Raw genomic sequence first — 22,301 nt, 5'->3', positions numbered from 1 at the left:
TCGCAACGAAACACCGTGGGGGCGGCGCGCCGCCCCCACACCGGCGTCACGCGCCGTAGGCCTTGCCGGCGCCCTTCGCCGGCCTGGCGCCAGCCCGCAGATGCGCGGGCACCAGGTCGAGGGCGGGCTCGCTGTAGCCCACGGAGACGACCTTGTCGCCGCGGTAGGTGAACGTGGTCAGCGAGGCCAGGGTGCACTGGCGGCGGCGCGGGTCGTGCCACAGCCGGCGCTTCTCCACGTAGGAGCGCACGATCCAGATCGGCAGCTGGTGGCTGACCAGCACCGCCTCATGGCCGCGGGCCGCGTCCCGCGCCGCCTCCAGCGCACCCGTCATGCGCACCACCTGGTCGACGTACGGCTCGCCCCAGGACGGCTTGAACGGGTTGACGACGTGCTTCCAGTTGGCCGGGCGGCGCAGCGCGCCGTCGCCGATGCCGAAGGTCTTGCCCTGGAAGACGTTCTCCGCCTCGATCAGCCGCCGGTCGGTGGCGATGTCCAGGCCGTGCGCCTTGGCGATGGGCTCGGCCGTCTCCTGCGCCCGCTCCAGCGGGGAGGCGCCGACGTGCACGACGTCGCGCGACGCCAGGTGCTCGGCGACCCGGTCGGCCATCCGGCGGCCCAGCTCGGAGAGGTGGTAGCCGGGGAGGCGGCCGTAGAGGACGCCGTCCGGGTTCTCGACCTCGCCGTGCCGCATGAGGTGGACGACGGTGACGTCCTCGGGGGTCTTCTCGGGGCTCACGCGGTGGCCTCCGCCGCTGCTCGGGCCGCCGCCGGGAGGGCGTCGGCGATGCGCTGGACGGCCCGCTCGTCGTGGGCCGTGGACACGAACCAGGACTCGAACGACGACGGCGGCAGGTAGACGCCGTTCGCCAGCAGCGAGTGGAAGAACGCGGTGAAGCGGAACGACTCCTGCTTCTTGGCGTCCTCGTAGTTGCGGACCGGGTTCTCGGTGAAGAAGACGGAGAACATGTTGGAGGCGTTCTGCAGCGTGTGCGCGACGCCCTCCTTGGTCAGCGCCTCCGTGACGAGGGACCGGATCTGCGCGGACACCGCGTCCACCTTTTCGTAGGCGACGTCGTCGAGCAGCCGCAGCTGGGCGAGCCCGGCGGCCGTGGCGACCGGGTTCCCCGAGAGGGTGCCCGCCTGGTAGACGGGGCCGGCCGGGGCGAGGTGCGCCATGACGTCGGCGCGCCCGCCGAACGCGGCGGCCGGGAAGCCGCCGCCCATGACCTTGCCGAAGGTCATCAGGTCGGGGCGCACGCCGTCGACGCCGAACCAACCGGCGCGGCTGGTGCGGAAGCCGGTCATGACCTCGTCGGAGATGTACAGCGCGCCGTTCGCTGCGCACGCGTCCTTGAGGCCCTGGTTGAAGCCGGGCAGCGGCGGGACGACGCCCATGTTGCCCGGGGACGCCTCCGTGATCACGCAGGCGATCTCGCCGGGGTGGGCGGCGAACGCGGCGTGCACGGCGTCCAGGTCGTTGTACGGCAGCACGATGGTGTCGCCGGCCTGCGCGCCGGTCACACCGGGGGTGTCCGGCAGTGCGAACGTCGCCACGCCGGAGCCGGCGGAGGCGAGCAGCGCGTCCACGTGGCCGTGGTAGCAGCCGGCGAACTTGATCACCTTGCTCCGCTGCGTGAAGCCACGGGCCAGACGGATCGCCGACATGGTGGCCTCGGTGCCGCTGGACACCAGCCGCACCTGCTCCAGCGGCTCGATCCGGGCGGCCATCTCCTCGGCGAGCGCGACCTCGCCCTCACCGGGCGTGCCGAAGGAGGTGCCGCGCGCGACGGCCTCCTGGACGGCGGCGATCACCTCGGGGTGCGCGTGCCCGAGGATCATCGGCCCCCACGAGCACACCAGGTCGACGTACTCCCGCCCGTCGGAGTCGGTCAGGTACGGCCCGGAGCCGGAGACCATGAACCGGGGCGTACCGCCGACGGCGCGGAAGGCACGCACCGGTGAGTTCACACCACCGGGAGTGACGGCCGCGGCACGATCGAACAGCGCCTGCGAGGCTGGGGCTTCGTACGAATATGGCAGTTCGCTCATGACCTGCGACTTCTCCGACCTTTTCCGACGTCCCGGGTATCTCGCCGGGCTGCGGCTGCTGTGACTCGTTTCAGGGTAGGCCAGGGGCCACCAGCGGCGTCCGCGCCCCGGCGAGCTGCCGATCCGGGCACCGGACCGGCCATGATCTGCGAAACTGATCCCCGGTGCACACAGCTCGCGCGGCCGGGGCGGCCGGGCCCCGCGACAATCTCGCGGACGGATGGTTCACCGCACGTTTCGGCGGGCGGCCGTGGGGGAGGTCACTGTCACGATGATCGGGTTGCGCGGCGGGGGCCACGCGTCCTAGAAAAGCAGTCGGGTGGAGATATGCATCGCGGTGGCGGACTGGGCGAGGGGACCGACGACCTGGGTCCTCGACGTGCCCGGCGGGGAAGGCACCGACGCGAAGCGGAGGAATCGGATCAGACGCGTCGTGCACACGACGAGCCGGAGCGGATCGGCCCGCTGAGCGGGGCGGGGAGCAGGAATGGTGGTCGGGTGGGGGTGACGTACAAGTACTTCGGTGCGCCGGACGGCGCCACCGCGGCCCGCGTCCCGATCTCCATGCGCCCCGAGGAGCTCGGCGGGGACGAGCTGGGCATGGGCGGCATGTTCACCAAGATCAAGCCGGAGACCATGGCAGCCATGGTGCTCACGGGCATCGAAGGCGTCCCCCTGCACAAGGTGCCGCCGCTCGAGCTGGTCGTCCTGCACCCGGACTACGCGGTCGTGAAGCTCCCCATGACGGTCGTGGACCCGCTGCGCGACATAGGCGAGGAAGCGGTCGGCGCGGCCGCCTTCATCTGGTCGACGGTCCCGGACCGCGGCGGCCCGCGCGACGCGTTCAACGTCTACCAACTGCTGCACGAGTGGCAGGACTTCTCGCACCGGCTGCACGAGGCGGGGCATCAGGCGTACTGCCTGGTGTGGCCGTGACCTCGACGGGCGGACGTGGCGGGGCGGGTTCCCGGAACCCGCCCCTTCTTCGTGTTCAGCCGTACCGTGTGAACAGCGCGTCCAGGTAGTCCTCCAGGCGGCCGGCGAGGACCTCCGGGGTCAGGTCCGTGCGGCCGAGGCAGCGCCAGGGGACCGCGACCTTCTCCGCGTCGCCGTAGCCCAGGGTGCCCAGGAGGCGCCAGTGGAGGTGGGCGGGGGCGTCCGGGGCGAGCGCGCCGCCGGCGGCGGTGTAGCGGTCGGCGAAATCCATGCCCGCCCGGGCGCCGTGCAGCAGGGCGAGGGCGGTCGAGCAGTGCGCCACGTCCAGGTCGGCCGGTCCCCAGGAGGTCTCCACCCAGTCGACGACACCACTGACCCGCGGGGCGTCGTCGGGGCCGGTGAGGAGGACGTTGCCGGGGTGGAAGTCCCGGTGCAGGAAGCGGCCCTCGTACGGCGGGGGGTCGCGGCGGACGACGTCGGCTGCCCGGTGCCACAGCTCGGGTCGGCGGGTGGCCGCGGGCGGTGTCACGCGGTCCGGGGAGGCCCACGCCTGGTAGGTGCGGGGGCGCCGGTGCGGGGGCACGGGCAGGCGGTGGATGCGGACGAGGAGGCGGGCCAGCTCGTCGGCCCGGGTGTCCGCGCCCTCGTCGTGCAGGCGGACGGTCCCCGGGAGCAGGGTCATCAGCAGGGACGGATGGTCGCAGTGCCGGACGGTCGCGTCCACCGCGACGAGCGTGGCCGCCGGGACGTCCGTAGAGGCGAGCAGGCGCAGGATGTCCGCCTCGCGGGTCAGCAGGCCCTCGGCGTGCCGCACGAAGAACGGCTTGACGAAGGAGCGCAGCACGAGGGAGCGGGGGCCGTCCGGGCCGGTGACGTCCAGGCGGCGCATCTCGGAGGTCCAGCCGCCGCGAAGCCGGTCCACCCTCTCGATGCGCTCACCGGCGGACAGGGTCTTCTCCACCCAGGCGCGGGTGGAGGCCCAGGAATGTCCGCTCGCGACCTCGGGCGTGGCCCCCATGCCGAGCAGCATACGTACGCGGGGTGGCGGTCGGCCGAGGGATCGGATCAGGTGCTCGTTCAGCTTCTCCGGCCCGGAGAGCGGGAGCGCTTGGTGGGTGGATCCGGGCAGCACCGTCACCTCGGGCAGGTCGCCGGGCAGGGCGCGGCGGACCTGCCCGGCGGCCTTGGCGGCGTCGTGCGTGCGGCTGTGCTCGGCGGGCAGGACCAGGGCCCGCATGCGCAGGGCGGCGGCTCGGGGGCGACCGCCGACGGATCTGCTGGGTGAAGGAGAAGGCCGTCCGGCTCGGATGCGCCTTCTTCGGACCGGTGATCGACGAGGTGGTGGGGGCCTCGGACTTCGAGCCGGGCGAACCGGAGACCGTACGGCGCTTCCTGACGCCCGTGCTGGAGAGGACGCGGCGCCCGCGGGTGTCCTGACGCGGGCGGAATCAGTGCGCGCCCGCGCACTCCTCCGCCTCCTCCAGGTACGCCGCCACCGGGCCCAGGGTCAGCAGGCCGGATGCGGCGCCCGCGTGTTCGGCGCGGGCGCCGCGGAGGGCGGTCGCGGCGCGGGCCGCGGTGTCGCGGTCGCCCAGGCGGACGGCGGCACGGGCGGTCAGGCACCACAGCGCCTCCTGCAGGTGGTCGGGCGGGGGTGCGGGGGCCGCGGCGAGGGCGGTGCGGGCCTGTGCCTCGCGGCCCTGGTCGAGCAGGAGGAGGGGCTCCGTCCAAGGGCGGTACGGGCCTCGGTCGAGGCGGGGGTCGGCGGGCGCGGGCCGGCCGTGCAGCAGGCGCAGGCCCAGCAGGGCCAGCGGGAGCAGGCCCCGGCGCATGCCCGGCATGCCCGCGGTGCGGAGGGCCTCGTCGGCGGTGCGGTAGTGCGCGGCGACCGTGGCGGGGGACGGTCCGCCCGGCTCGGTGCTGCGGGTCGCCGCGGCCCGGGCCCGGAACCACGCCGTGAGGACGGGGACGAGGGGCGCCTCGGTGGCGGCGGCGAGCCGTTCGGCGGCCTCCGCGTGCGCGGACGCGGTGTCCAGGTCGCCGAGGGCGGAGGCGGACTGGAGGCGCACGAGCCGGCCGAGCACGGCGAAGGCGGGCAGGTCGTGCGCGGTGGCCAGGTCGAGGATCTCGGCGCCGGTGCGGTCGCGGGCCGCCGCGAGCCCGGGGCGGGTGAAGGACTGCAGGAACACCCCGTTCAGGGCGAACGCCAGGAGGGCGGGGTCGCCCAGTTCCCGGGCCAGCGCCTCCGCCCGCCGGGCCGCGTCCCGGGCGCGGTCCCGCTCCGGCGGGGTCAGGTCGGCGCTGCGGCTCTCGACCGCGACCGTCGCCAGCAGACGGACGGTCAGGTCGGCGGGGGCGTCGGGGCCGAGCGCGGCGAGGGTGCGTGCGGCGGCCTCGACGACCGCCCGGGACTGCGCGGGGTCGTCGGCCCGGGTCCACAGGGCGGGCACGTCGTACGCGCCGATGATCCGGGCGGTGAGGGCGAGGTCACCGGTGCGTTCCGCCGCGGTGATCGCGGCGAGGCGGTCGCTGCGGGAGCGGACCAGCGCGTCGCCGCCCGCCAGGGCCAGGGTGCGGGCCAGGTCCACGGTGGTGCGCGGACCGAGCGGGACGCCGGGGCCGGTCCAGGTGGCGGCCGGGGCGGCGGACGGGGCCACCCCGTTGAGGATGCCCGTCTCCAGGCGCAGCAGCTCGGCGCCAGGGTCGAGCCCGAGCTGGTCGGCGAGGGTGGAGCGGGCACGGCGGAGGGTGTCCAGGGCGTCGGCGCGGCGGCCCGCGTGGTGCAGGGCGCGGGCGAAGAGCGTCCAGGCGGGCTCACGCCAGGGGTGCGCGGCGACGTGGTCGCGCAGATCGGTCACCAGGCCGGAACCGTCGCCCCGGTCGAGGAGGAGGCGGGCGCGCAGTTCGACCGCCTCCGCCCGCAACTCCTCCAGCCGGGCGCGTTCGCGTTCCGCCCACGCGGAGCCGGTCACGTCGGCGTAGGCGGGGCCGCGCCAGGCCGCTAGGGCCTCGCCGAGCGCGGCCACCTCGCCGGGGGTGCGCCGGGCGCGGGCCAGGGCGTCCTGGAAGCGGTGCACGTCGACGTCCTCGCGCGGCAGGCGCAGGGCGTAACCGGGGCCCTCGGTGACCAGGACACGGGGCGGGGTGCGGGGCGCCCTGTCCGGTTCCAGGGCGCGGCGCAGCGCGGCGACGAACGTACGCAGGGCGCCGACGGCACGGGCCGGCGGCTGTTCGGCCCACAGATCGTCGACGAGCGTCTCGGTGGTGACCATCCGCCCCTCGGCGGCGACGAGACGCCCGAGGACCTCACGGTGCCGGGGGCCGCCGAGGGGGACGGGGCTGCCGTCGTCCCGGAAGGCCTGGACGGCGCCGAGGACGTCGATGCGCATGGGTTCCATCCTGGTGGGTGGAGGGCCGAGGGTGCGCGCCCGCACTGCGCCGCACTGATCCGCTGCTCATCGCCTTCCCCCACGCTGCTCAGGTCCCCGCACCCTGGAGAACTGGACACACCCTCATGACCCCTACCATCCCCGGCTTCGAGCAGCTCCGCCTTCCCGGCGTGGACGGCGTCGAGCTGGCGGCAGCCGTCGGCGGGCACGGCAGTCCCGTCGTACTGCTGCACGGGTTCCCGCAGACGCATCTCATGTGGCGGCACGTCGCCGAGCGGCTCGCCGCCGGCCACACCGTGATCTGCCCCGACCTGCGCGGCTACGGCGCCAGCGACAAACCGGCCGCCGACAGCCCCGGCGTGTACGCCAAGCGCACCATGGCGGCCGACGTCGTGGCGCTGGCCGCCGCGCTCGGCCACGACCGCTTCGCCCTCGTCGGGCACGACCGGGGCGCCCTCGTCGCCTTCCGGGCCGGGCTCGACCACCCCGAGACCGTCACGCACCTCGGCATCCTCGACGTCGTGCCGACGCTCGACATGTGGGACGTCCTGCACGGCGTCTCCGCGGCGGTCGCCTTCCACCTGTATCTGATGGCGCAGCCGCCCGGCCTGCCGGAGGCGATGATCGCGGGCAGTGCGGACGCCTTCTTCGGGTCGTTCCTCGACGCCTGGTCCACCGGACCGGACGCGCTGCCGCCGGAGGTGCGGGCCGCGTATCTGCGGGCCGGCCGCGCTGCGGTGCCGTCGATCGTCGCCGACTACCGGGCCTCGGCGACCGTCGACATCGAGCACGACCGGGCGGACCTGGACGCGGGTACCCGGCTCACGATGCCGGTGACGGTCCTCCAGCAGGACTGGGGCGCCCAGCTGGGCTACGACGCGTCGGCGGTGTGGCGGGCCTGGGCGCCGGACCTGGACCACCGGCTGACCGAGGCCGGGCACTTCATGGCCGAGGAGGCGCCGGAGGAGGTGACGGCGGCGATCCGGGACCTGTTGACCCGCTGACGGGGCCGACGTAAAAGAATCACCCCTGGCCGGAATACCCCCATGGGGTATATCGTTCGGAGTGTGCGCGGGGGCGGCACCGTCCCCGTGACGCCTCGAAGGGGGATGAGGTCATGGACCACGCCATGCACCACCACACCGGCGCCGCGCCCGGCGCGACCTGGTCGATGGCGATCCGGGCGACGCTGCACTGCCTGCTCGGCTGCGCGGTCGGCGAGATCCTGGGCATGGCCATCGGCACGGCCCTGCTGTGGGGCAACGTCCCGACGATGGTCCTGGCCATCGGCCTGGCCTTCGTCTTCGGTTACTCCTTCACCCTGTTCGCCGTGGTGCGCGCCGGGGTGTCGCCGAAGGCCGCCGTGAAGGTCGCGCTGGCCGCCGACACCGTCTCCATCGCGGTGATGGAGCTGGTCGACAACGCCATCATCGCGCTGACGCCGGGGGCGATGGACGCCCAGCTGTCCGAGGGCCTGTTCTGGTACGCGCTGCTCGGCGGCTTCGCCGTCGCCTTCCTGGTCACCACCCCGGTCAACAAGTGGATGATCGGCCGGGGCAAGGGCCACGCGGTGGTCCACGCCCACCACGCCCACCACTGACCGCACCACCGGCCCCGCCCCGGCCCACCGCCCGGCTCCGCCGGTCCGCTCGACCGCCGGCCCCTCCGCGCCGGCCGGCGGTCGAGCGGACGGGGCACCTGTGAGCGGGGCCGTCGGGCCCCGCACGCACGGCAGTAGGACGGACCCGGGCGACGGGTAAAGTGGTCCGGTCAGCCGTGTCGGGGCCGACGAAGCCCCCGGCGAAGACCGCAGTCCGCAGGAGAGAGCGAGCGCATGTCCGTGATGCCCCGCGCCGCCGCCTTCCCGCCGTGACCCTTCGCCCCCGGCCGGCGTCCGGAGCCCTTCCGCGCCGCACCACCGTGGTCCCCGGGCCCCACGCCGACTGATTCCCGGCCCGGACCTCCCCTCCGCACGGGGCGTCCCACGCCCCTCCCGCGTGCCCCCGCCCCGTCCCGGGCGCGCCCGAGCAACGACAGGTTCTCGCTCCTTTGTCCACGCCTTCCGCGTTCTCCGCACTGTCCCCGTCCGCCTGGCTGCGCGGCTCCCGGCGTCCGTCCTGGCTCTCCGACCCGAAGGTGCTGCGCACCGAGGTGCTCGGCGGTCTGGTCGTGGCGCTGGCGCTGATCCCCGAGGCGATCTCCTTCTCGATCATCGCCGGGGTCGACCCGGCGGTCGGTCTGTTCGCCTCGTTCACCATGGCCGTGACGATCGCGCTCGTCGGCGGCCGGCCCGCCATGATCTCGGCGGCGACCGGCGCCGTCGCCCTCGTCATCGCCCCGCTCAACCGCGAGCACGGCTTCGGGTACCTGGTGGCCGCCGTGATCCTCGCGGGCGTGTTCCAGATCGTGCTGGGCGCGCTCGGGGTGGCGAAGCTGATGCGGTTCGTGCCGCGCAGCGTGATGGTCGGCTTCGTCAACTCCCTCGCCGTCCTGATCTTCATGGCGCAGGTGCCGGAGATGACGGACGTGCCGTGGCCGGTCTATCCGCTGATCGCGGCGGGCCTGGCGATGATGGTGTTCTTCCCGAGACTCACCGGCGTGGTCCCGGCGCCGCTGGTGTCCATCGTGATCCTCACCGTGATCACCGTCGCGGCCGGGATCGCCGTGCCGACGGTCGGCGACAAGGGCGACCTGCCGTCGGCACTGCCGGTTCCGGGGCTGCCGGACGTGCCGTTCACCCTGGACACGCTGACCACCGTCGCGCCGTACGCGTTCGCCATGGCGCTCGTCGGCCTGATGGAGTCGCTGATGACGGCCAAGCTGGTCGACGACATCACCGACACCCGCTCCTCCAAGACCCGTGAGTCCCTCGGGCAGGGCGTCGCCAACATCGTCACCGGCTTCTTCGGCGGCATGGGCGGCTGCGCGATGATCGGCCAGACGATGATCAACGTGCGGGTGTCCGGGGCGCGGACCCGGCTGTCGACGTTCCTGGCGGGCGCGTTCCTGATGGTGCTGTGCATCGTGTTCGGGCCGGTCGTCTCCGACATCCCGATGGCGGCGCTGGTCGCGGTCATGGTGATGGTGTCGGTGGCCACCTTCGACTGGCACTCGATCGCTCCGAGGACGCTGCGGCGGATGCCGCTCGGGGAGACCGTCGTCATGCTGGTCACCGTCGTCTGCGTGGTCGCCACCCACAACCTCGCCATCGGCGTCGTCGTCGGCTCGATCACCGCGATGGTGGTGTTCGCGCGGCGCGTCGCGCGGCTGGCCGAGGTCACCGCGGTCACCGACCCGGACGGCGCCACCGTGGTCTACCGGGTCACCGGTGAGCTGTTCTTCGCCTCCTCCAACGAGCTGGTCGGCCAGTTCTCCTACGCCACCGACCCCGACCGCGTCGTGATCGACCTGTCCGCCGCACACATCTGGGACGCGTCGTCGGTGGCCGCGCTGGACGCCGTCGAGACGAAGTACGCCCAGCGCGGCAAGACCGTCGAGATCGTCGGGCTGAACGAGCCCAGCGCACGGATGCACAAGACGCTGAGCGGCGAGCTCGCCGGCGGCTGACCGGACGGCCCAGACGGCCCCGGCAACCGGTCAGTTTCCGAGAAGCGCCGGCGACCGGGGCGGCCCTACCGTCGACTGCATGAACTCCATCGACTCCGTCACGCTGGAGGTGGCCGACCCCACGGCCGCCGCGCGCTTCTACTCCGACGCCTTCGGCCTGGACCGGGAGCGGGTGCGCCTGCGCCCGTCCGACGAGCCCACGAGCGGCTTCCGCGGCTTCACCCTGTCGCTGGTCGTGTCCCAGCCCGGTGACGTCGACGCGCTGCACCGCGCCGCACTCGACGCCGGCGCCACCCAGCTGAAGCCCGCCGAGAAGTCCCTGTGGGGCTACGGCGGCGTCGTCCAGGCGCCCGACGGCACGATCTGGCAGCTGGTGACCTCGACGAAGAAGAACACCGGCCCGGTCACCCGGACGATCGACGAGATCGTGCTGCTCCTCGGTGTGGAGGACGTGAAGGCCACCAGGCAGTTCTACGCCGGGCGCGGGCTCACCGTCGGCAAGAGCTTCGGCGGCAAGTACGTCGAGTTCAAGGGCGACCCCGGCAGCGTCAAGCTGTCGCTGTACAAGCGCAAGGCGCTGGGGAAGGTCACGGGCGTGTCCACCGAGGGCAGCGGCTCCCACCGCATCGCCCTCGTCAGCCCCGTCGGCCCCTTCACCGACCCCGACGGCTACGTCTGCGAGGCGCCGGAGCGGAAGCCCGGCGAGTGAGCCGCCCCTGCCGTCGGGGACAGGTCACTCCAGTACGTGCCGCAGGTACGCCGTCGGGTCGGCGAGGTAGCGCCGCCAGTGGTCGACCAGGGCGAGGTCCTGCCAGGCGGTGCGCCGGATGCCGTGGTCGCCGACCTCGACGACGTCCGCGCCGGGCAGGGCGGTCAGCAGCGGGGAGTGGGTGGCGCACACCACCTGCGCTCCGGCCCGCGTCAGCTGGTCGATGTGGCCGAGCAGTTCCAGGCAGGAGGAGAAGGACAGGGCGGCCTCGGGCTCGTCCATGACGTACAGGCCGGGGCGCAGGAACTTGTCGCGGAACGCCGCGAGGAAGCCCTCGCCGTGACTGCGCTCGTCCGGGGCGAGGCCCTCCCGGCCGAGGGCGTCCAGGGCTGTCTCGGCGCGCAGAAAGAAGCCCTGGCGGGCGGACCAGGAGGCGAGCATGCGGCGGCCGCGGGGCGCCGCGTCGAAGCGGATGTGCTCGCCCAGCACCGACTTGGCGCGGGGGCTCGCGTAACGCCACTCGTGCGAGCCGCCCCACGGGTCCAGACCGAAGCCTTCGGCGAGCGCCTCGACCAGGGTCGACTTGCCGGAGCCGTTCTCGCCGACGACGAAGGTGACCGGGGCGGTGAACCGCAGACCGCCGTCGAGGAGCGCGCGGACGCACGGGACCGACCAGGGCCACTCCCCCGCGTCGTAGGCACCCACATGGGCGTACGCACGTTCGATGATCACGGGTCGAGTCTGTCACGGGGCGGCCGGGCGGGCAGCCCGCCCGCTCACTTGGTGCCCACCGTCCGCAGCACCGTCAGCACCAGTGTCCGCGCCGTCTCCACCACCTCCCGCACACTCACGTGCTCCCGCGCGCTGTGCGCCACCGCGATGTCGCCGGGCCCGTACTGCAGGGCCGGTATCCCGGCGCCGGTGTAGTGCCGCAGGTCGCTGCCGTACGTCGCCCCGCGCCGCCGGGGCACGCCCCCGCCCGTCGCGTCGGCGTGCGCGGCGCCGACCGTGCCGGCGAGAGGGTGTCCCTCGGGCAGCATGCCGCTCGCGAACTGCCCGCCCGGCCAGGTCACCGTCGCCGGGTGGTCACGCAGCCAGGGGTCCGCGGCGCACGCCTCGGCCACGCACCGCTCCAGCGCGGCGCGCGCTTCCGCCGGGTCCTCGCCGAGCCGTACGCCGAAGCGGCCCTCCGCCACCAGCAGGTCCGGCACGCTGCTGGCCCAGTCCCCCGCCCGCAGCGTGCCCACCGACAGGCCGTACGGCAGCGGGTACTCCGCGAGCAGCGGGTCCGGGTCCCGGTTCCGCTCCTCCTCCAGCGCGGCCAGCGCCCGGTGCAGCGGGAGGTAGGCGTCGACGGCGCTGACGCCCTCCTTCCGGGAACTGCCGTGCGCGGCCCGGCCCGGCACGGCGATCCGGAAGGTCAGCGCGCCCGCGTTGGCGGTGATCAGCGTTCCGGCGGTGGGCTCGGCGATGACGCAGGCGTCGCCGGTGTGACCGCGCCGCAGCGTGCCGAACGCGCCGAGACCGCCGTCCTCCTCGCCGACCACGAAGTGCGCGGCGACCCGGCCGCGCAGCCGGACCCCGGCCGCCCGTATCGCCGCGAGCGCGGCGAGGTGCGCCGCCAGACCGGCCTTCATGTCGCACGCCCCGCGCCCGTGCACGAGGTCCCCCTCCGCGCGCGGCACGAACGGGTCCCCGTCCCACGCGGCCAGGTCCCCCGGCGGTACGACGTCGACGTGACCCTGGAGGATCAGCGTCGGCCCGTCACCCCCGTCGGGCGTCGTCCCCACCAGCCCCCACGCCTCCTCGCGCGGCGCCTCCGTGCCGGGGAAGTGCGGGTCGGCGCGCAGTGCGGGCAGGTCCATCGACCACAGGTCGACGTCCAGCCCCAGCCACTCCAGCCGCCCGGCCAGCTGATGCTGCAGCTCCGACTCGGCGGCGCTCCCCGTGACGCTCGGCACGGAGATCAGTTCCATCAACGTCCGCGCGATCGCCGCGGCGTCCACCGCGGCCAGCGCGGCACTCTCGTCATCGCTCAGCACGACGCCTCCCCTCACGGGGACCGGCCCGACACGGCCCCCGCATGCATCCTGCGCAGGCGCTGCGAGGGTTACGCCCCCGACCCGTGCCGTTCCTCCGTCGCCCCCGCCACCGTGAAGCCCGTGACCGTGCCGCCGCCCTCCCGGTGGAAGGCGTAGGGGGCCCCGCCGTGGGCGAGCGCCACTTCGCGGACGATCGAGAGGCCCAGGCCCGAACCGGGCAGGGCGCGCGCCTCGGCGGCCCGGTAGAAGCGGTCGAAGACGCGGGTCAGGTCGTCGTCGGCGATGCCCGGGCCCCGGTCGCGGACCTCCACCCGTACCGTGCCCGGGCGGGCCGGACCCGCCACGTGGATCTCGACCGGCGCCCGGCCCGCGCGGTCGAACTTGACCGCGTTCTCCACCAGGTTGGACAGCGCCCGGGTGAGCATCCCGGGCCGTCCGTGGGTCGTGGTGTCCCCGCCGGCGTGGACCTGGATCTCGCGTCCCGTGCGCCGCCGGGCGAGGCCCGCGACCTCCTCGGCGACGTCCGCGAGGTCGATGTGCTGCGGCGGTTCCGTGTCGGACTGCCCGGCCGCCAGGTCGACGAGCTCGTTGACGAGGTCGGTCAGCTCCCGCGCCTCCTGGGCGAGGTCGGTGACCAGCTCCTCGCGGCTGTCCGGGGGGAGCTCGTCGATGCGGCGCAGCATCGAGATGTTGGTGCGCAGGGAGGTGAGCGGGGTGCGCAGTTCGTGTCCCGCGTCCTGGACCAGCCGGCGCTGGTCCTCCTCGGACTGGGCGAGCCGGCCCAGCATCCGGTCGAAGGCGCGGCCGAGGCGCCCCACCTCGTCGTAGCCGGCGACGGGCACCTGGATGCCGAGGCGGCGCGTGCGGGCGACGGCCTCGGCGGTGTCGGTGAGCACCACGAGACGGCGGGTGATGCGCCGGGCCAGCCACCAGCCGAACAGCCCGGCGGCGACCACCACGGCCGCCATGAGCAGGAACGTGCGCCGTTGCAGCGCCCGCAGCAGGTCCTCCGTGTCGCTGAACTCCTGCGCGACCTGCACCGCGCCCCGGCCGCCGCCCAGGGAGACGGTCGCCACCCGGTAGACGTCGTCGCCGACGTCCACCCCGGCGTGCACGACCACCCGCCCGGCGTCGGCGGCTCCCGCGATCCGGCGGTCGTCGTCCTCCACGGGCAGCCCGGGGTCGCCGGGGTCGAAGACCCTGCCGTCCGGTCCGAGCACCTGCACGTCGGTGCGGGCCGGGCGCACCAGGTCGTGGCCGGGCGCGGCGGAGGAGAAGTCGTGCGGCGACATCCGGTTCCGCCGCACCTCCGCGCTCAGGTCCTGCACCACCTCGTCGAAGACGGACTGCTGGTCCACCCGCACCAGCCGCGCGGCCGCGTTGTACGACAGGAAGCCGATCAGTAGCGTGACGGTCGCGGTGACCGCGGCGAACGCCACCGCGAAGGTCGTGCCCAGCGACAGCAGCCGCATCCGGCGGCGCGGGACCGACGGCCGGTGCGCACCGCTGCCGGCCGTCACTCAGCCCTCCCGCAGCACGTAGCCCACCCCGCGCACCGTGTGGATGAGCTGCGGGGCGCCGGGCTCGTCGAGCTTGCGGCGCAGGTAGCCGACGTAGACGGCGAGGTTCTTGGAGCCGGGGCCGAAGTCGTAGCCCCAGATGCGGTCGTAGATGGTGGAGTGCTCGAGGACCACGCCGGCGTGGCGGATGAGCAGTTCCAGCAGTTCGAACTCGGTGCGGGTCAGCTCCAGTTCGCGGTCTCCGCGCCAGGCCCGGCGGGCCTGCGGGTCCATGCGGAGGCCCGCCGCCTCCAGGAAGCGGCCGGTCGGCGCGGGCGCCTCGGCCGCCTGGGCGACGGCCGGCGCGGGCTCGGCGGGTTCGGGGGCGGCGCGGCGCAGGAGGGCGCGGAGCCGGGCGAAGACCTCCTCGACGTCGAACGGCTTGACGACGTAGTCGTCGGCGCCCGCGTCGAGCCCGGCGATCCGGTCGGCGGTCTCCACCAGCGCGGTCAGTATCAGCACGGGGGTGCGGTCGCCCTCGGCGCGCAGCACCCGGCACACCTGGAGCCCGTCGATGCCGGGCATCATCACGTCGAGCACCAGCACGTCGGGCCGGCTGCGGTGGGCCTGGGCCAGCGCCTCGACGCCGTCGGCGACGGCCGTGACGCGGTAGCCCTCCAGGGTCAGCGCGCGCTCCAGCGCGTTGCGGATGGCGCGGTCGTCTTCGGCGAGCAGAACGGTGTGCGGCACCCGCCCAGTGTGCCAAGCCGCCGGGGCCCGGCGGCCCCGCAGGCCGTCCGGGCCCCCGCTTCTTACCGCCGTCTCACCCACCAGGGCGCAGCGCGGCGAGCCGCTCCTCGAAGGGGGTCACGTTCTCGAACGTGTCCTTCTTGGGGAGGGGCGCGCCCCCGGACGTCCCGTGCCGGGGCCCGGAGTGCTGGGCCGGCCTCCCGCCGGGCGCCTCCCCGGGCCCGGGTGACGGCCGCCCGTCCGCCGCGGCCGGACGGCTGCCCGCGGTGCCGCCCTGCGAGGCCTCCCGGCCGGCCGGGCCCTGCGCGAGCGCCGTCACGGAGCCGGGCGACGGGGCGCCGTCCGGCGCATGCGGACCAGGGCTCGCAGGGCCACCCTGCGAGGACTCCCGGCCATCGGGCACCGCCCCGGACCCCGGCGACGGACGACCGTCCGGACCCGTGCCGGCCGAGGCGGCGGCCTGCCGCAGTGCCGGACCGCCCGAGGCGGCCTCCGTGCCGGTCAGGACCGGGGTGGTCCGCCCGCCGGGCGGGACGTCCCGCGGGCCGGGTACGCCGGCCGGAGCCGCCCGCCGGGGCGCCGCTCCCGCGCCCGCCGCCCAGGCGACCAGCTCACCCGCCGCCCGCCCGATCCGGGCGTCCAGCCCCTCCGCGCCCCAGTCCTCGGACGCGGCGTAGACACCCGTCGGGACGACGACCGCGCGGAGGTAGGAGAAGAGGGGACGGAGCGCGTGGTCCAGGACCAGGGAGTGCCGCGCGCTGCCGCCGGTCGCCGCGATCAGCACCGGCATGCCGGTCAGGGCCTCCGGCTCGGTGGAGCTCAGCGCGTCGAAGAAGGACTTGAACAGCCCGCTGTACGACGCCGAGAACACCGGTGTGACCACGATCAGCCCGTCCGCCCCGCTCACCGCGTCGAACGCCTCCGACAGCGCGGGGCCGGGGAAGCCGTTGGTGAAGGTGTGCGCGATCTCCACGGCGAGGTCCCGCAGCTCGACCACCCGGACGTCGCCGGGCCCGGCGCCCGCCGAGGCGACCGCGGCCGACGCGAGCCGGTCACCCAGCAGCCGGGTCGACGACGGCACGCTCAGCCCGGCCGACACGACGACGATCCTCATGTCCGCGCCCCTTCCTCGGCGGTGTCGGCGCCCTTCCGCGCGGCGCCCAGCAGCGAGGCGTGCGTGGGCGCCTCCGGCACGGAGGCCGGACGCCCCTTCGCGAACTCCTTCCGCAGCACCGGCACGACCTCCTCGCCGAGCAGGTCGAGCTGCTCCAGCACGGTCTTCAGCGGCAGCCCGGCGTGGTCCATCAGGAACAGCTGGCGCTGGTAGTCGCCTGCGTAGTCGCGGAAGGACAGCGTCTTCTCGATCACCTGCTGCGGGGAGCCCACGGTCAGCGGGGTCTGCGCGGTGAACTCCTCCAGCGAGGGCCCGTGCCCGTACACCGGCGCGACGTCGAAGTACGGCCGGAACTCGCGCACCGCGTCCTGCGAGTTCTTCCGCATGAAGACCTGCCCGCCGAGCCCGACGATCGCCTGCTCGGGGGTGCCGTGCCCGTAGTGGGCGTACCGGCTGCGGTACAGCTCGACCATCCGCTTGGTGTGGTCGGCCGGCCAGAAGATGTTGTTGTGGAAGAAGCCGTCGCCGTAGTACGCGGCCTGCTCGGCGATCTCCGGCGAGCGGATGGACCCGTGCCAGACGAACGGCGGCACGCCGTCCAGCGGGCGGGGCGTGGAGGTGAAGCTCTGCAGCGGGCTGCGGAAGCGTCCCTCCCAGTCGACGACGTCCTCGCGCCACAGCCGGTGCAGCAGGGCGTAGTTCTCGATCGCGAGGTTGATGCCCTGCCGGATGTCCTGGCCGAACCAGGGGTAGACCGGGCCGGTGTTGCCGCGCCCCATCATCAGGTCCACCCGGCCGTCGGCCAGGTGCTGGAGCATGGCGTAGTCCTCGGCGATCTTCACCGGGTCGTTGGTGGTGATCAGCGTGGTGGAGGTGGACAGCAGCAGCCGCTCGGTGCGGGCCGCGATGTAACCGAGCATGGTGGTCGGCGAGGACGGCACGAACGGCGGGTTGTGGTGCTCGCCGGTCGCGAACACGTCCAGGCCGACCTCCTCGGCCTTCAGCGCGATGGCGACCATGGCCTTGATCCGCTCGCGCTCGGTCGGCGTACGCCCCGTCGTCGGGTCGGGGGTGACGTCCCCGACGCTGAAGATCCCGAACTGCATGGCCGCTCACCCTCCAGGTTTGTTTATGCTTCAACTATACCCCTGGAACGGCGCCCGCCCTCCTCCTATTCCGCCTGCCCGGACACGGCCCCCCGATCCCCCCTCCCCACAGGCATCGACTCCCCCGCCCGCAGCCGGGCCGCCTGCTCGGCGACGTACTCCGTGGTGCGCCGCATGTGCTCGACGAACAGCGTCAGCTCACGGTCGTCCAGGTCGTCGAAGAGCGCGAACCAGCCGCTCCCGACCCGCTCCCACACCCGCGCCACCTCGGCGACCCGCTCCGGCACCGGCACGACCAGCACCAGCCGACGGTCGCCCTCGTCCCGCGCCCGCACCACGTACCCGGCCCGCTCCAGCCGGTCCACCAGCCGCGTCGCCGACCCGGCGGTCAGCCCCGTCAGCTCCGCGATCCGCCCGGTCGTCACCGGGCCGGCTTCCAGGGTGAGCAGGTTCAGACACTGCAGGTCGGTCGGGTGCAGGCCCAGACGGTCGGCGAGCGCCTGGTTCAACAGCGCGTACGACGCCATGTACCGCCGGGCCACCACCGCCAGCTCCGCCGTCAGCCGCGTCCGCCGCTCCCCCGGCAGCCCTGTCGCCCTCCCCTCCCCCGGCGGCCCCGTCGTCGTCGCCGTGTCCCCGGCCCGTCCGTCCGCTGCGTCCGTCACGGGGCATGTATCCCTCGCACCGCACCGGCGCAGGCGCCCTCCAACAGGTGACGCGGGCGGCCCGTGCCAAGCTGCCGCCATGCTGATCCTCCGCTCCGCCGCCCTGTTCGTCCTCGCCGCGATCCTGGAGATCGGCGGCGCCTGGCTGGTCTGGCAGGGCGTGCGCGAACACCGCGGCTGGATGTGGGCGGCCGGCGGCGTCCTCGCCCTCGGCGCGTACGGCTTCGTCGCCACCTTCCAGCCCGACGCCCACTTCGGCCGGGTCCTCGCCGCGTACGGCGGGATCTTCGTCGCCGGGTCGATCCTGTGGGGCGTGGTCGCCGACGGCTACCGCCCGGACCGCTGGGACATCACCGGCGCGCTGGTGTGCCTGGCCGGCATGGCGGTCATCATGTGGGCCCCGCGGAACGGCTGACGCGGCGGCCGATCCGGCCCACGAGGGCCCGCCCGCCCCCTTCTCGCCCCCGCTTATGCTGGCCGGATACGGCCGTACCGCACGCGCCGCCCGCCCCCTGCCACCGCCCGCCCCAGGAGCAGCTCATGGCCACCGCCGTACCGCCCGCCGCGTCCCGCATCGCCGTCGTCACGGGCGCGAGCAGCGGGATCGGCGCCGCCACGGCACGCAGGCTCGCCGAGGCCGGCTACCGCGTCGTCCTCACCGCCCGCCGCAAGGACCGCATCGAGGCGCTCGCCGAGGAGCTGACCACGGCCGGGCATTCCGCGACGGCGTACCCCCTCGACGTCACCGACCGCGCCGCCGTCGACGAGTTCGCCACCGCGTTCCGCACCGTCGGCGTGCTGGTCAACAACGCGGGCGGCGCACTCGGCGCCGACCCGGTCGCCACCGGCGACCCGCAGGACTGGCGCACGATGTACGAGACCAACGTCATCGGCACCCTCAACCTCACCCAGGCCCTGCTGCCCAAGCTGGACGCGAGCGGCGACGGCACGGTCGTGGTGGTCTCCTCCACCGCCGCGCACGCCGCCTACGAGGGCGGCGCCGGCTACGTCGCCGCCAAGCACGCCGAGCACGTCCTCGCCGAGACCCTGCGCCTGGAGATCGTCGGCCGCCCGGTGCGGGTGATCGAGATCGCGCCCGGGATGGTGAAGACGGAGGAGTTCGCCCTGACCCGGTTCGGTGGCGACACGGAGAAGGCCGCCAAGGTCTACGAGGGCGTCGCCGAGCCCCTCACCGCGGACGACGTGGCCGACACCGTCGCCTGGGCCGTGACCCGGCCTCCGCACGTGAACATCGACCTGCTGGTCGTCCGCCCGCGCGCCCAGGCGTCCAACACCAAGGTGCACCGGGAGGCACGATGACCACGGACGGCGGGACGGCCGAGGGCGCCGCCCCGCAAGGCGGCGGGACCACGGACGGCGAGCGGCGCCGCCTGGAACTGGAGAAGAAGCGCGAGCGGTACGTCTGGCTCTACCTCGGCTACTTCCTCTTCGGCATCCACATCGTGGCGTTCGTGATGATCTATGCGGTGCGGCACGCCAAGTAGGGCCATCCTGTACGGGTACGGGGGCCCCGACACCGAGGAGGACCGGCCATGCGCGACGTGACCTACGCGATGGGCATCTCGCTCGACGGCTACGTCACCGGCCCGGACGGCGGCCTCGACTGGTCGGCGCCCGAGGAGGAGGTCTTCCGCTTCTGGATCGACGAGACCCGGAAGCTCGGCGTCCATCTGCTCGGCCGACGGCTCTACGAGACGATGCTCTACTGGGAGACCGCCGCCGACGACCCCTCGCTCGGCGACGCGGAGCGCGAGTGGACCGAGGTGTGGAACCCCCTGCCCAAGGTGGTCTTCTCCCGCACCCTGACCGAGGTGAGGGGCAACGCCCGCCTGGCCACCGGCAGCGTCGCCGAGGAGATCGCGCGGCTGCGGGAGGAGCCGGGCGAGGGGGAGATCGCGATCGGCGGACCGACCCTCGCCGCCGAGGCGGCCGCGGCGGACCTGATCGACGAGTACCGCACGGTGGTCCACCCGGTCCTGGTCGGCGGAGGCACCCGCTACTTCCCCCACGACGAGCGCCGCGTCCACCTGGACCTGGTCGAGACCCGCATGCTCACCCCGAACGTGGCGTACCTGCGCCATCGCGTGAAGCGGTAACCGGCGCCGGAACGCCGGTCCCCGCCGAGTTGCCCCACACGGGTGAACTTCATCGATCACCCATACGGCCGCCGAACGGCCGACCTAGTCTCGCGCCAGACGATCACTCGACGGCCCTCGCCCGGATGCCGGTCCGTAGCGAGGGCCTGACCAGCGTAGCGAGGGCCCGACCAGCAAGGAAGGCGCGCTTCCTCATGGCTGCATGCGAGCCTATCGCTCATCCGTTCATGGACCTCACGGTCCCCGAGTACGCCTACATGTTCGGCTTTCTGCAGGCCGACGGGCACCTCTCCCAGCAGTCCAGAAAGCGCGGACGGCTGACGGTGGAGGTCAACGCCAGGGACATCGATCTCCGGCGCGAGTTCCAGAGGCTGACGCCGTGCAGCAGCAGCATCCCTCGGCGCAACCGCTCCACCAATTTCGCCGAGGCACATACCTCGGCTCTCTGGGGCCTGTTACCCCTAGAAGCCAGGACCATCCTCAACGACCTCGGCCTCCCCTACGGACGCAAGTCGAGGTCGGTCGCACCACCGCGTGAAGCCTTCTCCGGCCGTGACTACCTGCGAGGAGTCGTCGACGCCGACGGATCGGTGGGGTACACGAGCAAGGGGTTCCCTTTCGTCTCGCTCACGACGGCCAGCACGGCGATCGGCCGCTACCTCTGCGCCTACGTCCAAGAGGTAGCGGGAGTCAGGCGAACGATCGCACGCAATGCCCGGGACGGCATCTACAACGTGCTCATCGCCATGGAAGCGGGTCAGCGTCTGGCAGCCGACCTCTACTACCCGGGCGGCCTCACTACCCGGGCGGCCTCGCGCTGGCCCGGAAACAGGCCGTCGCTGACTCGCTCGCCGGCTGGGCACGCCCAGCGGGAATGCGGTCCGCCTACACGGCGCGGCGCTGGAGCCCGGACGAGGACCGAGTGCTGCTGCGACTCGGCAGCCCGACGGCGGCGGCCGAGGTACTCGGCCGCACTGCGAAGAGCTGCAATCTCCGGTTGTGGCGGCTCCGGGCCGGTCATGTACCCCTGCCCGACGAGCAGTGACCCTGTGTGAGGCCCCAGGCGCTCGCGCCCGGGGCCTCCCCCCTGTCAGCCCTTCACGCAGACGAACTGCTTCAGCTTGGCGACGACCTCCACCAGATCGCGCTGCTGCTGCATCACCTGGTCGATGTTCTTGTAGGCGCCGGGGATCTCGTCCAGTACGCCGGAGTCCTTGCGGCACTCCACGCCGCGCGTCTGCTCCTCGAGGTCCCGTACGGTGAAGCGCCGCTTCGCCGCGTTCCGGCTCATGCGACGCCCGGCACCGTGAGAGGCCGAGTTGAAGGCCTTCTCGTTGCCGAGCCCTTTCACGATGTAGGAACTCGTCCCCATCGACCCGGGGATGATTCCGTACTCACCGGAGCCCGCGCGGATCGCGCCCTTGCGGGTGACGAGCAGGTCCATCCCCTCGTAGCGCTCCTCGGCCACGTAGTTGTGGTGACAGGAGATTTCCTGCTCGAAGACCGGCTTCGCCTTCTTGAACTCCTTGCGGACGACGTCCTTGAGGAGCCCCATCATGATCGCGCGGTTGTACTTCGCGTACTCCTGCGCCCAGAACAGGTCGTTCCGGTACGCCACCATCTGCGGGGTGTCCGCGACGAAGACGGCGAGATCCCGGTCGACCAGGCCCTGGTTGTGCGGGAGGCTCTGCGCGACGCCGATGTGGTGCTCCGCCAGCTCCTTGCCGATGTTGCGGGAACCGGAGTGCAGCATGAGCCACACCGCGTCCGACTGGTCGAGACAGAGTTCGATCATATGATTTCCGGATCCGAGCGTCCCCATCTGTTTCGTCGCTCGCTCCTCACGGAACTTCACCGCGTCCGCGACCCCGCCGAACCGGGTCCAGAAGTCGCCCCAGCCGCCCGTGGCGAAGCCGTGCAGACGGCCGGGGTCCACCGGGTCGTCGTGCATGCCCCGCCCCACCGGGATCGCCTGCTCGATCTTCGAGCGCAGCCGGGACAGGTCGCCGGGCAGGTCGTTCGCCGTCAGGGACGTCTTCACCGCGGACATGCCGCAGCCGATGTCCACGCCCACCGCCGCCGGGCACACCGCGCCCCGCATCGCGATGACCGAGCCGACCGTCGCGCCCTTGCCGTAGTGGACGTCCGGCATGACGGCCAGACCCTTGATCCACGGCAGGGTGGCGACGTTGCGCAGTTGCTGGAGCGCGCCCTCCTCGACCGTGGACGGGTCCGTCCACATGCGGATCGGCACCTTCGCGCCCGGCAGTTCCACGTACGACATGGCGTCCTCATTCCCCCGGTAACACAGCAGAAGTCTCATAACGCAAAACCGGCGCCAAGATCGGTGAAATG

At 73.5% G+C, this 22,301-nt stretch carries 22 protein-coding genes and 1 pseudogene; 11 read left to right on the top strand and 12 right to left on the bottom strand.

Annotated features, from left to right (window positions below; all coding sequences use genetic code 11):
* Positions 1 to 46: 46 nt before the first annotated feature.
* Both ACF1AG_RS24955 and hemL read right to left on the bottom strand, forming a co-directional pair.
* Entirely contained in the window at positions 47 to 694 is a 648-nt protein-coding gene (locus ACF1AG_RS24955) for a histidine phosphatase family protein (RefSeq protein ID WP_359601720.1), read from the bottom strand.
* Positions 695 to 735: 41 nt separating this feature from the next.
* Positions 736 to 2,052 carry a glutamate-1-semialdehyde 2,1-aminomutase gene (hemL, locus tag ACF1AG_RS24950; RefSeq protein WP_391810420.1) on the bottom strand — a complete coding sequence of 439 codons (1,317 nt, stop codon included), beginning with the start codon at positions 2,050 to 2,052 and terminating at the stop codon, positions 736 to 738.
* A gap of 498 nt (positions 2,053 to 2,550) precedes the next feature.
* Here hemL and ACF1AG_RS24945 point away from each other — a divergent pair, with 498 nt between their 5' ends.
* Complete coding sequence (locus tag ACF1AG_RS24945; RefSeq protein ID WP_359601701.1) at positions 2,551 to 2,988, top strand: hypothetical protein; 438 nt, start codon at positions 2,551 to 2,553, stop codon at positions 2,986 to 2,988.
* A 55-nt stretch (positions 2,989 to 3,043) separates the two neighbouring features.
* Here ACF1AG_RS24945 and ACF1AG_RS24940 read toward each other — a convergent pair whose 3' ends face one another.
* A complete protein-coding gene (locus tag ACF1AG_RS24940; RefSeq protein WP_391810466.1) occupies positions 3,044 to 4,018 on the bottom strand; it encodes a phosphotransferase family protein in 975 nt (324 codons plus the stop codon).
* Between the two features lie 251 nt (positions 4,019 to 4,269).
* On the opposite strand from ACF1AG_RS24940, the gene ACF1AG_RS24935 reads away from it, so the two are divergent.
* Positions 4,270 to 4,425 (top strand): hypothetical protein, encoded by a 156-nt coding sequence (locus ACF1AG_RS24935; protein WP_391810419.1) that lies wholly within the window; start codon positions 4,270 to 4,272, stop codon positions 4,423 to 4,425.
* A gap of 11 nt (positions 4,426 to 4,436) precedes the next feature.
* Here ACF1AG_RS24935 and ACF1AG_RS24930 read toward each other — a convergent pair whose 3' ends face one another.
* Positions 4,437 to 6,377, bottom strand: a complete 1,941-nt coding sequence (locus ACF1AG_RS24930; protein WP_391810418.1) for a BTAD domain-containing putative transcriptional regulator — start codon at positions 6,375 to 6,377, stop codon at positions 4,437 to 4,439.
* 125 nt (positions 6,378 to 6,502) lie between these two features.
* Between ACF1AG_RS24930 and ACF1AG_RS24925 the strand changes: the two genes are divergently transcribed.
* The 4 genes from ACF1AG_RS24925 to ACF1AG_RS24910 all read left to right on the top strand — a co-directional run bounded on the left by ACF1AG_RS24925 (position 6,503) and on the right by ACF1AG_RS24910 (position 10,653).
* Positions 6,503 to 7,381 carry an alpha/beta hydrolase gene (locus tag ACF1AG_RS24925; protein ID WP_359744426.1) on the top strand — a complete coding sequence of 293 codons (879 nt, stop codon included), beginning with the start codon at positions 6,503 to 6,505 and terminating at the stop codon, positions 7,379 to 7,381.
* A gap of 113 nt (positions 7,382 to 7,494) precedes the next feature.
* Entirely contained in the window at positions 7,495 to 7,977 is a 483-nt protein-coding gene (locus ACF1AG_RS24920) for a DUF4396 domain-containing protein (protein WP_391810417.1), read from the top strand.
* A gap of 476 nt (positions 7,978 to 8,453) precedes the next feature.
* Positions 8,454 to 9,944, top strand: a complete 1,491-nt coding sequence (locus tag ACF1AG_RS24915; RefSeq protein ID WP_391810465.1) for a SulP family inorganic anion transporter — start codon at positions 8,454 to 8,456, stop codon at positions 9,942 to 9,944.
* Positions 9,945 to 10,023: 79 nt separating this feature from the next.
* Positions 10,024 to 10,653 (top strand): VOC family protein, encoded by a 630-nt coding sequence (locus ACF1AG_RS24910; protein ID WP_359601696.1) that lies wholly within the window; start codon positions 10,024 to 10,026, stop codon positions 10,651 to 10,653.
* 24 nt (positions 10,654 to 10,677) lie between these two features.
* Here the strand turns inward: ACF1AG_RS24910 and ACF1AG_RS24905 are convergent, their stop codons facing one another.
* From ACF1AG_RS24905 to ACF1AG_RS24875, 7 genes and pseudogenes are all read right to left on the bottom strand, one after another.
* A complete protein-coding gene (locus ACF1AG_RS24905) occupies positions 10,678 to 11,385 on the bottom strand; it encodes an AAA family ATPase (RefSeq protein ID WP_086704811.1) in 708 nt (235 codons plus the stop codon).
* A 44-nt stretch (positions 11,386 to 11,429) separates the two neighbouring features.
* Positions 11,430 to 12,695: an ArgE/DapE family deacylase gene (locus tag ACF1AG_RS24900; protein ID WP_391810416.1), complete on the bottom strand. Its 1,266-nt coding sequence runs from the start codon at positions 12,693 to 12,695 to the stop codon at positions 11,430 to 11,432.
* A 68-nt stretch (positions 12,696 to 12,763) separates the two neighbouring features.
* On the bottom strand, positions 12,764 to 14,167 hold the full coding sequence (locus tag ACF1AG_RS24895; RefSeq protein ID WP_359601717.1) for a HAMP domain-containing sensor histidine kinase: 1,404 nt from the start codon (positions 14,165 to 14,167) through the stop codon (positions 12,764 to 12,766).
* Between the two features lie 48 nt (positions 14,168 to 14,215).
* Positions 14,216 to 14,944: a response regulator transcription factor gene (locus tag ACF1AG_RS24890; protein ID WP_359601694.1), complete on the bottom strand. Its 729-nt coding sequence runs from the start codon at positions 14,942 to 14,944 to the stop codon at positions 14,216 to 14,218.
* Between the two features lie 538 nt (positions 14,945 to 15,482).
* Positions 15,483 to 16,058 (bottom strand): annotated as a pseudogene (locus ACF1AG_RS24885) (CE1759 family FMN reductase); the annotation flags it as partial.
* The gene (locus tag ACF1AG_RS24880; RefSeq protein WP_359601693.1) at positions 16,055 to 17,164 is read right to left on the bottom strand and encodes an LLM class flavin-dependent oxidoreductase; all 1,110 of its coding nucleotides are present in this window, start codon (positions 17,162 to 17,164) and stop codon (positions 16,055 to 16,057) included. The gene ACF1AG_RS24880 and the pseudogene ACF1AG_RS24885, both read right to left, overlap by 4 nt.
* Before the next feature lie 65 nt (positions 17,165 to 17,229).
* Positions 17,230 to 17,691 (bottom strand): MarR family transcriptional regulator, encoded by a 462-nt coding sequence (locus ACF1AG_RS24875; RefSeq protein ID WP_359601716.1) that lies wholly within the window; start codon positions 17,689 to 17,691, stop codon positions 17,230 to 17,232.
* Positions 17,692 to 17,908: 217 nt separating this feature from the next.
* On the opposite strand from ACF1AG_RS24875, the gene ACF1AG_RS24870 reads away from it, so the two are divergent.
* From ACF1AG_RS24870 to ACF1AG_RS24850, 5 genes are all read left to right on the top strand, one after another.
* Positions 17,909 to 18,244: a YnfA family protein gene (locus ACF1AG_RS24870; RefSeq protein ID WP_033272608.1), complete on the top strand. Its 336-nt coding sequence runs from the start codon at positions 17,909 to 17,911 to the stop codon at positions 18,242 to 18,244.
* 125 nt (positions 18,245 to 18,369) lie between these two features.
* Positions 18,370 to 19,149, top strand: a complete 780-nt coding sequence (locus tag ACF1AG_RS24865) for an SDR family NAD(P)-dependent oxidoreductase (RefSeq protein ID WP_359601692.1) — start codon at positions 18,370 to 18,372, stop codon at positions 19,147 to 19,149.
* Positions 19,146 to 19,334 carry a hypothetical protein gene (locus ACF1AG_RS24860; protein WP_359601691.1) on the top strand — a complete coding sequence of 63 codons (189 nt, stop codon included), beginning with the start codon at positions 19,146 to 19,148 and terminating at the stop codon, positions 19,332 to 19,334. The genes ACF1AG_RS24865 and ACF1AG_RS24860 overlap by 4 nt, the downstream gene beginning before the upstream one ends.
* A 48-nt stretch (positions 19,335 to 19,382) precedes the next feature.
* Complete coding sequence (locus ACF1AG_RS24855; RefSeq protein ID WP_359601690.1) at positions 19,383 to 19,946, top strand: dihydrofolate reductase family protein; 564 nt, start codon at positions 19,383 to 19,385, stop codon at positions 19,944 to 19,946.
* A 227-nt stretch (positions 19,947 to 20,173) separates the two neighbouring features.
* Positions 20,174 to 21,001 carry an LAGLIDADG family homing endonuclease gene (locus tag ACF1AG_RS24850; RefSeq protein ID WP_359601689.1) on the top strand — a complete coding sequence of 276 codons (828 nt, stop codon included), beginning with the start codon at positions 20,174 to 20,176 and terminating at the stop codon, positions 20,999 to 21,001.
* Positions 21,002 to 21,036: 35 nt separating this feature from the next.
* Here the strand turns inward: ACF1AG_RS24850 and ACF1AG_RS24845 are convergent, their stop codons facing one another.
* Positions 21,037 to 22,230: an RtcB family protein gene (locus ACF1AG_RS24845; protein WP_359601688.1), complete on the bottom strand. Its 1,194-nt coding sequence runs from the start codon at positions 22,228 to 22,230 to the stop codon at positions 21,037 to 21,039.
* Positions 22,231 to 22,301 lie beyond the last annotated feature (71 nt).

Source organism: Streptomyces sp. NPDC014764 (assembly GCF_043082785.1).
GTDB classification, from domain to species: domain Bacteria; phylum Actinomycetota; class Actinomycetes; order Streptomycetales; family Streptomycetaceae; genus Streptomyces; species Streptomyces althioticus.
The sequence above is the reverse complement of the archived record's forward strand: the minus strand, read 5'-3'. Positions and strand labels throughout refer to the sequence as shown.

Bases quoted from the DNA above. Each gene is read 5' to 3' on its own strand.
- ACF1AG_RS24870 (WP_033272608.1), top strand. From the start codon at position 17,909: ATGCTGATCCTCCGCTCCGCCGCCCTGTTCGTCCTCGCCGCGATCCTG.
- ACF1AG_RS24880 (WP_359601693.1), bottom strand. From the start codon at position 17,164: ATGCAGTTCGGGATCTTCAGCGTCGGGGACGTCACCCCCGACCCGACG.
- ACF1AG_RS24940 (WP_391810466.1), bottom strand. From the start codon at position 4,018: ATGCTGCTCGGCATGGGGGCCACGCCCGAGGTCGCGAGCGGACATTCC.
- ACF1AG_RS24855 (WP_359601690.1), top strand. From the start codon at position 19,383: ATGCGCGACGTGACCTACGCGATGGGCATCTCGCTCGACGGCTACGTC.
- ACF1AG_RS24895 (WP_359601717.1), bottom strand. From the start codon at position 14,167: ATGCGGCTGCTGTCGCTGGGCACGACCTTCGCGGTGGCGTTCGCCGCG.
- ACF1AG_RS24920 (WP_391810417.1), top strand. From the start codon at position 7,495: ATGGACCACGCCATGCACCACCACACCGGCGCCGCGCCCGGCGCGACC.
- ACF1AG_RS24845 (WP_359601688.1), bottom strand. From the start codon at position 22,230: ATGTCGTACGTGGAACTGCCGGGCGCGAAGGTGCCGATCCGCATGTGG.
- ACF1AG_RS24865 (WP_359601692.1), top strand. From the start codon at position 18,370: ATGGCCACCGCCGTACCGCCCGCCGCGTCCCGCATCGCCGTCGTCACG.
- ACF1AG_RS24850 (WP_359601689.1), top strand. From the start codon at position 20,174: ATGGACCTCACGGTCCCCGAGTACGCCTACATGTTCGGCTTTCTGCAG.
- ACF1AG_RS24955 (WP_359601720.1), bottom strand. From the start codon at position 694: ATGCGGCACGGCGAGGTCGAGAACCCGGACGGCGTCCTCTACGGCCGC.
- ACF1AG_RS24875 (WP_359601716.1), bottom strand. From the start codon at position 17,691: ATGGCGTCGTACGCGCTGTTGAACCAGGCGCTCGCCGACCGTCTGGGC.
- ACF1AG_RS24860 (WP_359601691.1), top strand. From the start codon at position 19,146: ATGACCACGGACGGCGGGACGGCCGAGGGCGCCGCCCCGCAAGGCGGC.
- ACF1AG_RS24925 (WP_359744426.1), top strand. From the start codon at position 6,503: ATGACCCCTACCATCCCCGGCTTCGAGCAGCTCCGCCTTCCCGGCGTG.
- hemL (WP_391810420.1), bottom strand. From the start codon at position 2,052: ATGAGCGAACTGCCATATTCGTACGAAGCCCCAGCCTCGCAGGCGCTG.
- ACF1AG_RS24930 (WP_391810418.1), bottom strand. From the start codon at position 6,377: ATGCGCATCGACGTCCTCGGCGCCGTCCAGGCCTTCCGGGACGACGGC.
- ACF1AG_RS24910 (WP_359601696.1), top strand. From the start codon at position 10,024: ATGAACTCCATCGACTCCGTCACGCTGGAGGTGGCCGACCCCACGGCC.